The 13,313-nt window shown below is 70.0% G+C and carries 9 protein-coding genes; 4 read left to right on the top strand and 5 right to left on the bottom strand.

The genetic code is table 11. The features are described 5' to 3' along the window. Positions 1–36: 36 nt before the first annotated feature. Positions 37–852, top strand: coding sequence for an IclR family transcriptional regulator (locus B2K11_RS12205; protein ID WP_163618563.1), 816 nt, complete (start codon positions 37–39; stop codon positions 850–852). Positions 853–926: 74 nt separating this feature from the next. Here the strand turns inward: B2K11_RS12205 and B2K11_RS12200 are convergent, their stop codons facing one another. From B2K11_RS12200 to B2K11_RS12190, 3 genes are all read right to left on the bottom strand, one after another. Beyond that, positions 927–4,085, bottom strand: coding sequence for a M14 family metallopeptidase (locus B2K11_RS12200; RefSeq protein ID WP_163618562.1), 3,159 nt, complete (start codon positions 4,083–4,085; stop codon positions 927–929). Positions 4,086–4,226: 141 nt separating this feature from the next. Next, on the bottom strand, positions 4,227–4,709 hold the full coding sequence (locus B2K11_RS12195) for a YbaK/EbsC family protein (RefSeq protein ID WP_163618561.1): 483 nt from the start codon (positions 4,707–4,709) through the stop codon (positions 4,227–4,229). Continuing rightward, on the bottom strand, positions 4,706–5,515 hold the full coding sequence (locus B2K11_RS12190; protein ID WP_163618560.1) for a methyltransferase domain-containing protein: 810 nt from the start codon (positions 5,513–5,515) through the stop codon (positions 4,706–4,708). Before B2K11_RS12190 ends, B2K11_RS12195 begins: the two co-directional genes overlap by 4 nt. A 193-nt stretch (positions 5,516–5,708) precedes the next feature. Here B2K11_RS12190 and B2K11_RS12185 point away from each other — a divergent pair, with 193 nt between their 5' ends. From B2K11_RS12185 to B2K11_RS12175, 3 genes are all read left to right on the top strand, one after another. Continuing rightward, positions 5,709–6,794: a Glu/Leu/Phe/Val dehydrogenase family protein gene (locus B2K11_RS12185; protein ID WP_163618559.1), complete on the top strand. Its 1,086-nt coding sequence runs from the start codon at positions 5,709–5,711 to the stop codon at positions 6,792–6,794. Between the two features lie 463 nt (positions 6,795–7,257). Next, positions 7,258–8,850, top strand: a complete 1,593-nt coding sequence (locus tag B2K11_RS12180) for an AMP-binding protein (RefSeq protein WP_163618558.1) — start codon at positions 7,258–7,260, stop codon at positions 8,848–8,850. Between the two features lie 204 nt (positions 8,851–9,054). Continuing rightward, positions 9,055–9,855 carry a ZIP family zinc transporter gene (locus tag B2K11_RS12175; RefSeq protein ID WP_163618557.1) on the top strand — a complete coding sequence of 267 codons (801 nt, stop codon included), beginning with the start codon at positions 9,055–9,057 and terminating at the stop codon, positions 9,853–9,855. Positions 9,856–10,483: 628 nt separating this feature from the next. Here the strand turns inward: B2K11_RS12175 and B2K11_RS12170 are convergent. Together B2K11_RS12170 and B2K11_RS12165 are read right to left on the bottom strand one after the other, a co-directional pair. Further along, positions 10,484–11,302 carry a MerR family transcriptional regulator gene (locus B2K11_RS12170; protein WP_163618556.1) on the bottom strand — a complete coding sequence of 273 codons (819 nt, stop codon included), beginning with the start codon at positions 11,300–11,302 and terminating at the stop codon, positions 10,484–10,486. A gap of 299 nt (positions 11,303–11,601) precedes the next feature. Continuing rightward, positions 11,602–12,921 carry an HNH endonuclease signature motif containing protein gene (locus B2K11_RS12165; RefSeq protein WP_204260107.1) on the bottom strand — a complete coding sequence of 440 codons (1,320 nt, stop codon included), beginning with the start codon at positions 12,919–12,921 and terminating at the stop codon, positions 11,602–11,604. Positions 12,922–13,313: the final 392 nt, after the last annotated feature.

Below are 13,313 nucleotides of genomic sequence, written 5' to 3'. Positions count from 1 at the left end.
TCGCGCAACAGCGGGTCGTGACATCCTGTGTCTGTCATGCCAGACACCGCATCGCCTCTCCCCGACCGGGTCTCGGAAACGCGCCCGCAGGTGCCCGCCGCCGACCAGACGCTGCGGATCCTCTCGTTCCTGGCGCGCCAGCGCGGTCCCGCCCCCGCGCGCTCGATCGCGACGGCGCTCGAGATCCCGCGCTCCACCGTCTACCACCTGCTTGCGACCCTGCAGGAGCACCAGTTCGTCGTGCACCTGCCGGAGGAGCGACGGTGGGGCCTCGGAATCGCCGCATTCGAACTGGCGGGCGGCTACTCCCGACAGGAGCCGCTGGCGCGTCTCGGGCGTCCCGTGCTGGCCGACCTCGTCGATCGAGTGGGCGAGAGCGCGCACCTCGCCGTGATGCACGGCCGCGACGTGCTGTACATCGTCGAGGAGCGGGCGCCGCGGCGGCCCGCACTCGTGACGGACGTCGGGGTCCGCCTGCCCGCGCACCTCACGGCGACTGGCCGGGCGATGCTCGCGGCGCTGCCGCGCGAGCAGGTGCGGGCGCTGTTCCCGGATGCCGCGGCCTTCGCCGACCGCACCGGCCGCGGTCCCCGCCGGCCCGGCGAGCTGCGCGACGTGCTGCGGGAGGTGCGCGATCGCGGCTACGCGGTCGAGGACGGCGAGGTCACCCTCGGCACGCGATCGATCGGCGTGGTGGTGCGCGACCACGCGGGCTGGCCCGCGGCCGCGGTCGCGCTCACGTGGTCGGCGGACGAGCGCCCGGACGCCGATCTCCCGTCGGCACTGGCCTCCGCGGCCCGTGCCGCCTCGGACGAGCTCGAGCGGCGCATCGGACGCAGCCGACGCACCTGAGCCCGATCCCTCCTGAGTCAATCCGCCCCTCCTGAGTCAATCCGCCCCTCCTGAGTCAATCCGCCCCTCCTGAGTTAATCCGCGAAGTGGGCGAGGATCCTGCCGACCACCTCCGCTCGGGCCGCATCCGAGTCCAGCTGCTCCAATCCGAAGCCGAAGAGCAGCGTCGCGGGTGTCGCCGTCGCACTGTAGAACGGACCCGCGGCGTCGTAGCGCGTGAAGTCGCTCGCGTTGCCAGGGCTCGTCTCGGGCGCCCCGGGAACCGTCCATGCCCCCGTGCCGGACTCGAAGCCCTCCGCCTCGGTCGCCGTCCCGTCGATCACCAGCGCCGTGTCGTCGACCATCAGGCCGACGTCACCGGTGAAGGGGTCGGTCACGTAGCTGACGACGATCTCGACCTCTTCGCCGGCGTACGCCGACAGGTCGAACGAGACCGGCGTCCACCCGCCCGAGTTGCCGGTGAAGGAGTTCCACTCCCCCGTCGTACCGGTCGGGGTGCAGGGACCGGCACCCGTGGGCAGAGTGAGGTAGTTCGCGAGCTGCGGGTGCTCGGAGACGAAGAAGCCCGCCTCGCACTCGGCTGGGGGAACGTTCGAGGTCCCCCCGTTCAGATCGGGAAGCGTCGTCCAGACGTCGGTTCCCGCAGCACGCGCCTCGACGATGACGTGGTCGTAGCCGAGTTCCGTCCAGTACGAGATCTGCGCGTCGAACGTCGCCGTGCTCCCCGCCGCCAGCTCGGGCACGGCAAAGGTCCGCGACAGCCGCTGATAGCCATCGTCGATGTGGGGGGCGAACATCGCCCATTCGCCCTCGATGGGAATGAACGGACCAGACGGGCTCTGGTACTCGGCGGCAGCCCAGCTCTCGAACTGCGGGAACTCCGCCACCGGCAGAACATCGCTCGTCGGTGTGAACTGACCGAGCTCGTCGATCGGGTTGTCCACGGTCGCCGGTCCGCCGAACAGCGCCTCCAGCCCCTCGAGGGGGGCCGCGGTGCCGCGGATGCCGGCCGCCGCCACCGGGGTGCGGTCGTAGGCGCCGAGCCAGTACTGGGTGAAGTCGTCGGCCAGCAGCAGGCAGTCGGCGAAGAAGTCCGACGTCACCACGCAGTCCTGGTCGGGCGCGCCGTCGAGGCCGTAGTAGATGCCGCCGAGCGCCCCGCCCAGCTGACCGTAGTAGGCCGCCGTCTCGCCCGCGAGCGCCAGCTCGCCGCCCTCGTTCAGGAAGTCTCGAACGGCGATGGTGAGGTACTGCTGCCGTTCGGCGACCGAGAGATCGGTGAGCTCGCCGAATGCGTACGTCTCGGTGAGCACGTCCTCCGGATCCTGCGTCAGGCGGTTGTCGCCGAGGTACCAGAGCGCCGAGTCGTAGTGGCTCAGCACACCCAGGTCGTGTGGAACGCCGCTGGCGTCGACATCCCACACATCCGCTGTCACGCCGTTCGCCTCGAGCGCGGCGAGGTGCTCATCGAGATACTTCGGTCCCGTGCCGGTCGGGGTCTCCTCGGGGTTGACGCCCGTGTAGTCCTCGTTGGCGATCACGAGCACCGAGTTCCCGCTGTCCTGTGCGACCTGGTACGTGAAGTGCTCGCTCTCGATCCGCTTGACGGAGTGGTCGGCGGCGATGTCGCGCCCCGACGGTCGCGCGCTGAACCACACCTCGACGGTGTCGCCAGGCTCGGTCCCCGTGATCTTCGCGCGGTACTCGCCGTAGTAGTCGACGTTCTCGTCGCCGTAGCGCTCACCGCCCTCCCACTCCTTCACCGGGACGACCTGCGTGCGACCGCCGTTGATGCGGTAGTTCGCGACCTTGTGCACCATGTCGCGCTTGGCCCACACCGCCACCGTCTGCGGGTCGCCGTACGACACCGCGAAGGAGTCGACGCGGAAATCCTCGGCGTCGCGCCCGACGACCGACACCGGGTCGTTCGGGTCCTTCGCGGATTCGGCGACGGCGAGGGCGAAGGGGATGTTCTTCTCGAATTCCGCCTGGATGAGGTCCTCGTCGTCGGGGAAGTTGAAGCCGCTGTCGCAGTCCGCCGCCTCCCACTCGTCGTCGGGCACCGAGTTCGAGGCCGACTCGCATGTCGCCATCTCCGGCGTGAAGCCGAGCGTGCCGTACGCCTCCTGCGCGTGCGTGTCGGTGTCGCCGTTGGTCGTGTAGAGCTCGGCCGAGATGTCGGGGTCGTAGCCGGGTACCGCCGGGTTCGCGTCGTCCCCGACCATCGCCTCGTAGATGACGTCGTCGGGGGACGGCGTGGCGACCTGCCAGCCGATGCCGTGCAGCAGCAGCTCCGCGGCCGAGTGATAGTTCACGAGGAATTGTGCGGTGAGGTCGGCGAAGAGTCCGTCGAGCGCCTGCGTCTCAGGTTCGGAGGCCGGGGCGGGTCCGCGGTACGTCTCGGACGCGGGATTGGGCGACGAGCCTTCGTTGTCGTAGCCCCAGCGCGTCGGGAAGTTGCGGTTGAGGTCGACGCCGTCGCCGGTGCCGATCGTGCCGTCGCCGTTGTTGTCACGCAGGTTCTTTCGCCAGAGGCGCCGGCCCTCTTCGAACGTGAAGTCGTACCCGTCAGGGTTGGCGACCGGGACGAACCACAGCTCGGTGGTGTCGACGATCTCGGTGATGCGCGGATCGCTGCCGTACGACGTCACGATGTGGTGGAGCAGGCGTCGCACCATCTCGGGCGTGATCCACTCGCGCGCGTGCTGGGCGCCGACGTAGATCGTCGTGGGGCGCTTGCCGTCCTTCTGCTTGCCGACGTTGTCGGTGACACGGACCGCACCGATGTCCTGTCCCTGGACCGTCTCGCCGATGACGCGGAACTCGGCGAACTCCGGGTGCGCCGCCGCGACGCCCATGATCTCCTCGAGCAGGCCGCCCTCGCCGCTGTAGGTGCGGAACACCCCGTCACCCGCAGCCAGGGTGCGGCGCTGCGCGCCCGGCTGCTTCTGCTCGAGGGCCGTTCCCGCTTCCGCCAGCTCCGTCGCCTGCTCCGGGCTCAGGATCACCTGCACCCCGACCTGTCCTGGCACGTCGCTCGTCGTGGTGACGACCTCGTGGCGGTCGACGCCGAGGTCGACGATGGCGTCCAGTCCCGCGGCATCCACCGTCCCGGTGTACACCGCGAGCACGTCCTCGGCGGGGGGCGGCTCGGGACTCGCTATGGCGGGGGTCACCGCCAGGAGCGTGAGCGTCAATGCTGCAGTGGTGGCGACGGCGAGCTGACGGATCATGTTGCTTCCCCTTTGTCACGCGTGAGCGAAGACCGGGTCGCGGCGGGATCCCTCCCCCGTAGGCGCGACACGAACGGTCAACATCTACGCCACGCGCGGCCGGCCGTCAAGGGACGTCGCAACCGGAGGGGGTTCGCCTGCTCAGTCGACCTTCGCGACGGTCCCCTGCGTGAGCCGCACGAGTTCGTCGTAGGTCATCGGGAAGACGGTGTGCGGAGTGCCGCCGGCCGCCCAGATCTCGGGATAGCCCGCGAGGTCCTCGTCGACGATGGTGCGCAGCGGCGACGGATGCCCCGTGGGGGCGACGCCACCGATCGCCTGGCCGGTCGCCTCGCGCACCTGCTCGGGCGTGGCGCGCCGGATCTTCCCGAGTCCGAGACGCTCGGCGAGCGCCGCCGTGTCGACGCGGTGGGCGCCGCTCGTCATGACGAGGAGCGGCGCGCCGTCGCAGAAGAAGACCAGGCTGTTCGCGATCGCGCCGACCTCGATCCCGAGGGCCGCGGCCGCCAGCGCTGCGGTGGACGCGGCATCCGGGAGCACGACGATGTCGCCGGTGATGCCGACGGCACGGATGGCGTCGTGGACGAGACGGCTGCGGGCGGGGAGCGAGGCGGGCGTCGTCACCGGGCAGCCTGACGACGCGGCCCGTGGGCCAGGATCTCGCCGTGCGGCATCAGCAGCCAGCCGTCCTCGGCGGCGGCCCACTCCCGCCAGCCGTCCGAGATGCGCTGCAGCTGCGCGTCATCGGCGTCCGTCGCGCGCGCCGAATCGGCGAACGCCGACTGCAGCACCCGATCGGCCCACATCCCGCCCCACCAGGCGCGGTCGGACTCGTCCTCGAACAGCCACAGCGACGCGGTGGCACGGATGCCGGTGAGCCCGGCCTCTTGCGCCCATGCCTTCAGGCGCCGCCCAGCGGCGGGCTCTCCGGCCACGCTCCGGTGGGTCGTGAGGTAGAGGGCGAGCCACTCGTCGAGCGCCGGGATGAGCGGGTACCAGATCACGCCCTCGTAGTCGACGTCGCGTGCGGCGACGAGTCCGTCATCGCCCGCGACGCGACCGAGTTCCCGCAGCATGTCGACGGGCCGGTCCACGTGCTGCAGCACCTGGTGCGCGTGCACGACGTCGAACTCGCCATCGGCGTACGGCAGGGCGTAGGCATCGCCCACCTCGAACGACAGACCGGGCACGGTGTGGTCGGCGGCGGCCTGTGCGACGACGTCGGCGGAGGCGTCCGTCCCCACGACACGACCGGGCGCCACACGCGTGGCGAGATCCGCGGTGATCGAGCCCGGTCCGCTTCCCACGTCGAGCACCGAGACACCGGGTCGAAGATGCGGCAGCAGGTAGGCGGCGGAATTCTCGGCCGTGCGCCAGCGGTGCGACCGCAGGACGCTCTCATGATGACCGTGAGTGTAGGCGTCGGGCATTCGTCGATGCTATCGAGGGCGCGCACCGTGCTGACGCATGCGCAATCCCCTGACTCGGCACAGCGCAATCTGCGCACTCGCTGGCGGTAGGCTTGAACAATCCGGCGATCCGGTGTGCAATGGGGAGTGGATGCCGCAACGCCGCGTCATCCACCGCGCAACGCCCACGAGGCCCGCCGAAGAAAGTACCGCGATGACGCACACCGTGCATTCCCTGCCCCTGCCCGATTTCGCACACGAGCGGGTCGAGGTGATCACCGGACGGCGAAGCGGCCTCTTCATCGCCGTCGCACTCCATTCGTCCGTTCTGGGCTCGGCTCTCGGCGGCGCCCGCCTGTGGACGTATCCGCACTGGAGCGACGCCCTCGGCGACGCCCTGCGGCTGTCGGCCGCCATGACGCTCAAGAACGCCGCGGCGGGGCTCGACGCCGGCGGCGGCAAGTCGGTGATCGCTCTACCGCCCGGCACCATCCTCGATGCCGACCGGCGCCGCGCCGCGTTCCTCGATCTGGGCGACGCGGTCGAGTCGCTGCACGGCCTGTACCGCACCGCTGAGGACGTCGGCTCGACGACCGACGACATGCTCGTCGTCAGCGAGCGCACGGAGCACGTGGTCGGGCTGCCCGACGCGGTGGGCGGGTCGGGCGAGCCCGCCGGTCCTACCAGCCTCGGCGTGTACGAGTCCCTCCGTGCGACGCTCGAGCGCGTCGCCGGCACCGCCGACGTCGCTGGCCGCCGCGTCACGATCTCGGGTCTCGGCCAGGTGGGCAGTCGCCTGGCCGTCCGCCTGTCCGCCGAGGGCGCGCGTCTCACGGTGACCGATGTGAACCCGGCCAAGCGGGATCTGGCGGCACAGCTCGGCGCCGACTGGGTGAGCCCGGGCGAGGAGCACCTCGTTCCGGCGGATGTGTTCGTGCCGGCGGGCATCGGGGGGCTCCTCACGGACGACGTGATCGACACGCTCGACGCGAAGGCCGTGTGCGGACCCGCCAACAACCCGCTGGCCGATCACAGCGGCGCGGCGCGACTCGCCGGTCGCGGCATCCTGTATGCCCCCGACTTCGTGGTGAACGCCGGCGGGGTGATCTACCTCGACCTCGAGGCGAAGCAGCTCGGCACCCGCGCCGAGATCATGGAACGGGTCGGGCAGATCGGCGACACCGTGCGCCGGATCTTCGACGAGGCCGAGTCGCGAGGCACCACCCCGCTCGAGGCGGCGGAGGGTCTCGCGGCCGAGCGGCTGGCCGCCGGCGGACGCCAGCACGCGCTCGCCGGCTGAGAGCAGCCCACCGCGTAAGCACACCGCGTCAGCCCACCGCGTCAGCCCACCGCGTCAGCCCACCGCCTCAGCCCACCGCGTGCGGCCTGGCGCCGTGACGCCGCCCGCATCGGCGCGCGCCGCACGCTGCACGCGCGCCAGGTTGCCGTCACGGCGGCGGCGTCGCCTCCCATGGGCTGTGCGTGAACCCTGCCCGCCGTGTTGGTGGTCGGGCTCGCGTGCGCCCCGGCCGCCGTGTTGGCCGCCGGCGTCGCGCGCGGCTTTCCCGCGAGCGCCCGCCTGCCCGCCACGCGGTCGGGCGTCGGGCCTGAGCGTCCGGCGGGCGGCCCCCGCGGCTGACACTGCGTTCCACGATTCGCGGAATCGCGTGCCAGGTTGCGGGGTCGGGGTGGCATGATGGTCGCACGGCGGGCCCAGGGCGCGCCGGACGGCGATTCCCGCAGCCCCGATCGAAGGAGATCCGGTGTTCACCAGCCCCCGCCCCGATGTCGAGATCCCCGAGCTCAGCATCTACGACTACCTGTTCTCGAGCCTGACGGACGAGGATCTGGGACGCGTCGCGCTCATCGATCCGGCCACAGGCGCCGAGACCACGTACGGTGCGCTGCGCGCGCAGGTCGATCTGTTCGCGGGTGCGCTGGCCGCGCGCGGCGTGGGTGTCGGCACGGTGCTGGGGATGCTGTGCCCGAACGTCCCGGCGTTCGCGACGGTGTTCCACGGCATCCTCCGTGCCGGTGCGACGGTCACGACGGTGAACTCGCTGTACACCGCGGGCGAGATCGAGAAGCAGCTGCGGGATGCCCGGGCAACTTGGCTCATCACGGTCAGTCCGCTGCTCCCCCAGGCCGCGACCGCCGCCGAGGCCGTCGGCATCCCCCACGACCGCGTCATCGTGCTCGACGGTGCCGCCGGGCATCCGAACCTGCGTGAGCTGCTCACCGAGGGCGCGCCGGCGCCGCAGGTGTCGTTCGATCCCGCGACGCACGTCGCCGTGCTGCCCTATTCGTCGGGCACCACCGGCGTGCCGAAGGGTGTGATGCTCTCCCACCGCAACCTCGTCGCGAACGTGGCGCAGTGTCGTGTGGCGCTCGATCTCAGCTCGAGCGACCGCGTGCTGGCGGTGCTGCCGTTCTTCCACATCTACGGCATGACGGTGCTGCTCAACCTGGCGCTGCGGCAACGGGCGAGTCTTGTGACGATGCCGAAGTTCGACCTCGTCGAGTTCCTCACCAACATCCAGAAGTTCCAGTGCACCTACCTCTACATCGCCCCGCCGATCGCGGTCGCGCTGGCCAAGCACCCGGTCGTCGACCAGTTCGACATCTCGAGCGTGCACACGGTCTTCTCGGGCGCCGCTCCGCTCGACGGCGAGACCGCCGAGACCGCCGGTCGTCGCATCAACGCCCGAATGATGCAGGGGTACGGCATGAGCGAGCTGAGCCCCGTCTCGCACGCGATGCCCAACGATCGCCACGACATCCCGGTGAGCTCGGTCGGCATCATGCTGCCCAACACCCTCAACAAGCTCATCGACACCGCGACCGGTGAAGAGATCACCGAGGTCGGTACGGACGGCGTGACGAAGCCGGGCGAGCTGTGGGTGAAGGGGCCGAACGTCATGCTCGGCTACCTGAACCAGCCCCAGGCGACGGCCGAGACGCTCGACGCCGACGGGTTCCTCCACACCGGCGACATCGCCGTGTACCACGAGGGCGGATACTTCTCGATCGTCGACCGCGTGAAGGAGCTGATCAAGTACAAGGGCTACCAGATCGCTCCCGCCGAGCTCGAGGCGCTGCTCCTGGGTCACCCGAAGGTGATGGATGCCGCGGTCATCGGCGTGCTCGACGACGACAAGCAGGAGATCCCCAAGGCCTTCATCGTGCCGGCACCCGACTCCGGCCTCACCGAGGACGAGGTGATGGCGTTCGTCACGGAGCACGTGGCGCCGCACAAGAAGGTGCGTCGCGTCGAGTTCATCGACGCGATCCCCAAGTCGACCGCGGGCAAGATCCTCCGCAAGGACCTGCGCGCCCGCGAGGCCGCCACCGTCTGAGCCCACGCGCGATCACATGCCCCCGGCGGACGCGTTCCGCCGGGGGTCCCGCGCCAGTGGTTCGCCAGCTCCCCTTCCGTTCGCGGGCCGTTGAGCGCGCGAGCGTGGACGAGTGAGACGAAACCCCTCGAACGCCCCCGCCACGCCGGCGCGCGTCTCGTCGCACCTCCCGCGCTCGACGACCGCGACCACTAGGTTTGCGCCATGGATGGCGTCTGGCTCGCCGCGCTCAGCGGGCTCATCGGCGGCGGAACGCTGCTCGTGGGCGCAGGGGTGGCATGGTTCGTCGACATCCCGCAGCGGATCGTCGCGGGCATCATGGCGCTCGGCGCCGGGGTGCTCATCTCGACGCTCGCGTTCGAGCTCGTCGAGGAGGCCGCCGATGTGGGAGGTCTCATCCCGACGACGGCAGGATTCCTGGGCGGCGCGATCCTGTACATCGTCGCCGACCAGCTCATCTCTCGGCCGCGTAAGCCCAAGCCGGTTCCGACCGATCAGACGGATCGCACTGCCGGTGCCGCCGACCCGCCCGCCAACATCGCCGCGCGTCGCGCCGTCGCGGGGGCTGCGAGCAGCGCGGGCGTCGTGATCGCCGTCGGGGCGCTGATCGACGGCATCCCGGAATCCATCGTGATGGGTCTGTCGGTGCTGCAGGGCGGGATCAGCATCCCGATCGTCGCGGCGATCGCGATCAGCAACATCCCGGAGGGGCTCGGTTCGACGGCGGCGCTCAAGCGCGGCGGATCCACCGGGCGCTTCGTCGCACTGCTGTGGTGCGGTATCGCCCTGGTGACGGTGGTCGCGGCGGTGCTCGGCTTCCTGGCCTTCCAGGCGGCGTCGCCGAACCTCATCGCGCTCATCACGACCATCGCGGCCGGGGGTCTGCTCGCGATGGTGTGCAACACGATGATCCCCGAGGCCTTCGACGAGCAGCACGCGCTCACGGGGCTGTGGGCGACGATCGGCTTCCTCGGCGCCTTCCTGCTCCACGAGCTCGCCGGCTGACGTGATCCGACAGTGAGAGCCGATGAGCTTCCTTGCCGCGTTCCCTGCCCACGAGTTCGCCGGCTGACGCGAAAGCGACAGTGAGAGCCGATGAGTTTCCTCAGCGCCTTTCTGCTCCACGGGCTCGCGGGCTGACGCGATGCGACAGTCAGAGCCGATGACTTTCCTTGCCGCGTTCCCGCTCCACGAGCTCGCCGGCTGACGCGATGCGACAGTGAGAGCCGATGACTTTCCTTGCCGCGTTCCCGCTCCACGAGCTCGCCGGCTGACGCGATGCGACAGTGAGAGCCGATGAGTTTCCTCAGCGCCTTTCTGCTCCACGGGCTCGCGGGCTGACGCGATGCGACGGTCAGAGCCGATGACTTTCCTTGCCGCGTTCCCGCTCCACGAGCTCACCGGGGACGCGTTCGATGCGACTGTGAACCATGAGGTTGCTCCGCTGACTTATGCGCTTACCCATATGGAGCGGCATCGGCCTGAGCATCGGGCTGATGCTGATCGCCATGACCTGGGTCATCTCCGCCGTCGTGGGCGCGTTGATCTGGGAGTCGTCGATCTCGCCACGATCCTGCGTACGCGCTGGGCGCACTCACCGGTCCTGGGACCGGTTGCCTCGTCCGGTGGGGCCTCAGGCCCTCTCGACGGGAACGATGAGCTCGGTGACCCACTCCGACTGATCAAGCTCGGGCCCCGCCTCCACGTAGACCTCGCGCGTGGGGCCGACGATGCGATAGCCGTCGTCGACGACCTGGCTCATCAGCGTCATCCACGACCTGCCGATGCTCGGCATGTCTCCGCGGTGTGTGAGAACGCCGGCCGTAAGGATGCGAGGCAATGCGACCACGTCGTACCCGTCGCCCTCGACGGGCTCGGGGTCTGCCGTGTAGCTCACGTGCACCGCGAGCTCCTCGGAGTCGGGCACGGTCTCGTACCAGAACACACCGGGCTCATGCAGCGCACGGCCCGCGGCACCGAGTGCCCCATCGAGGCGTTCCAGCAGGGGGCCGATCACGGGTGAGACGTTCTCCGGCCCCATCCCCGGTGCGCGCCCTTCGACGGCGTAGACGGTGACGGGGTCGATCGGACGATATTCGACAGCGGACATGGCGTTTCCTTCCAAGGCGCGGAGACGTTCGGCGATGCGCGCGAGCCGATCCTGATCCGCGGCGATCGAGGCCTCGAGCTGCGGGCGTCGCTGCAACAGCGCCTCGCGCATCGCCGCGGACCGATCGCGGGCAGACAGGACACTGCCGATCACATCAAGACCGCAGCCGAGCTCGCGCAGTTCGACGAGGCGCAGCAGGTCGGCCAGCTGCGCGTCTGCGTAGTGGCGGTACCCGGTGCGATCGTCGACGTGCGCCGGAGGCAGGATGCCGATCGCGTCGTAGTGACGCAGCATCCGCACACTCACCCGCCCGATCGCCGCGAAGTCTCCGATGGTGTACATGGTGGAGTCCACATTCGGCCCTGACACAGTGTGAGAGTCAACCAGAACACCAAGACGAGGAACAGGTCGCCAGCGAAGCCCGGCGTGGCGCACGTCGCCAACGAAGCCCGCGTGGCGCACGCGTCCGAGCCGAGGTGACCCACGCGTCCGAGCGGAGCTGACCCACGCGTCCGAGCCGAGGTGACCCACGCGTCCAAGCGGAGCTGACCCACGCGTCCGAGCCGAGGTGACCCACGCGTCGGAGCCGGAACAGCACGGGCGCCCCATCTACCCTGACGCGCCCCGCGAGTCCCGTCCCATCAGAACGGTGCGCTGCTCGCGTCGTCCGCGCTGGCACCGGCGCTGTGGAAGACCGGGACTTTGCGTTCCGGTTGCACCACATAGCGCCGGCCGGTGGGCGAGATCCACTCGAGAGCACCACCGGATCCTGGGAGCTGCGTGACGACCCAGTCGGTGTTGTCTTTCACGAGGTGGTGACCTTTGCACAGCGGGGCGTTGTTCTCGAGTGCCGTCTCACCCTGGTCAGCCCATCTGATCTGATGATCGACCTCGCACCGGGAGGCCGGCATTCCGCAGCCCGGACCCATGCAACGATCCGCTCGCCATTTCACCAGCTTCTGCAGCGCGGCCGGCGGGGAGTACCGGTCCCGACCGACAGAGAGCACCATTGCCGTCTCGGGATGCGTGAGCACCCGCATCCACTTCCCATCGCCGCCGGAGAGCTCCCTCGCGCGCGACAGCGGGATCGGCCCGATCCCTTCGACCACGGGCGGGTCACCGGCCACGGCAGCGTCGTCGTCGAGGAGCGACAGCACGGGGACGGTCACGACGACCGACGCCCTGATGCCCGACGCGGCGGCCGGAAGGTGCTCAGTCGTGCCGTCGATGAGAAGGTCGGCGACGATGTCGGCGCGGATCTGATCGAGCGTCCGCGTCTCGCCCGGCGTGGCCTTGATCACCTTGGCCATCGCCGTCGCGCGACCGAAGATGGCGTGCAGCTCGACCTGCGGACCATGCAGCAGCAGGAGACCCATGGCGTCGGCACCGGACTCGACCACGACACGCCGACCGCCGACTGCCGCTGCGTGACGCTCCTCGAGCGTCGTGCTCTCGACCCGCGCAATGAGGTCGCGGAGGCCACGCCGGAAGGTTCCGACCGGCTCCGCCTCGGCGAGCGCAATAGCTCGGTCGACGATGTCGGCTCGCAGCTCGGGCGTGACCTGGTCGACGAGGTCCACGAAGATCTCGGCGTGCTTCTCGGTGATGCGCGCCCCCGACAGGGCGTCAAGAGCACGCGGATAGCGGTTGACCAGAGCGTCGGCCTGGAGAAGCAGGCGCCCGGCCGCGTACTCGGTGACACGCATCCCTGCGGAGAGCTCCAGCCGGATCGACCGCTCTGCCATCTCAACCGCGCCCGACCCTCTGCCGAGGATCGGCGCGAGCTCCTCACGCCGCATCGCCTCGATTCTGCGCAGTCGCTCAGCGGCGAACACGGCGAGCATCGTGGCGGATTCGAGCACCAAGTCGACGGCGTCCGGCACGGGCGGGACGAACTCGTCTTCGCCGCCGTCGGCGCACCCCGCCCACTCGGGATCGGGATGCGAGGTGGGATGACTCATGTGTTGAGTTTAGAATATATGTTCGATTTCTGCAAGCATCGAGCCGTCGATATTCCCGAGCCGCCCGCCGGCTTCACCACCGCAACGAAGCGACTGGGCGTGCCCCAGCGCCGCCCCCGACCACCGACACCTACCCCGCTGCCACCTTGCCAGCGTCCCTGAACGAACGGCAGAGCGCAGTCCGCCACTGCTCCTCCACACGGGCGTCTGCGGAGGGTTCTCCCGCCGCGATCCCCGTGTGGATCACAGGGTGCCACGCCCCACGGCGGGGCGCGGCATCCGCTCGCCCTCTCAGCTGCCGATCGTCACGCTGCCCCAACCGCGCGGCGGCACCACGACTGCGGGACGGTCGTCGCCCGGACTCCGGACGTTGCCCGGCCCCGTCGTCGACC

Source organism: Microbacterium sp. B35-30, from assembly GCF_010634855.1.
Classification (GTDB): Bacteria; Actinomycetota; Actinomycetes; order Actinomycetales; family Microbacteriaceae; genus Microbacterium.
The sequence above is the reverse complement of the archived record's forward strand: the minus strand, read 5'-3'. Positions and strand labels throughout refer to the sequence as shown.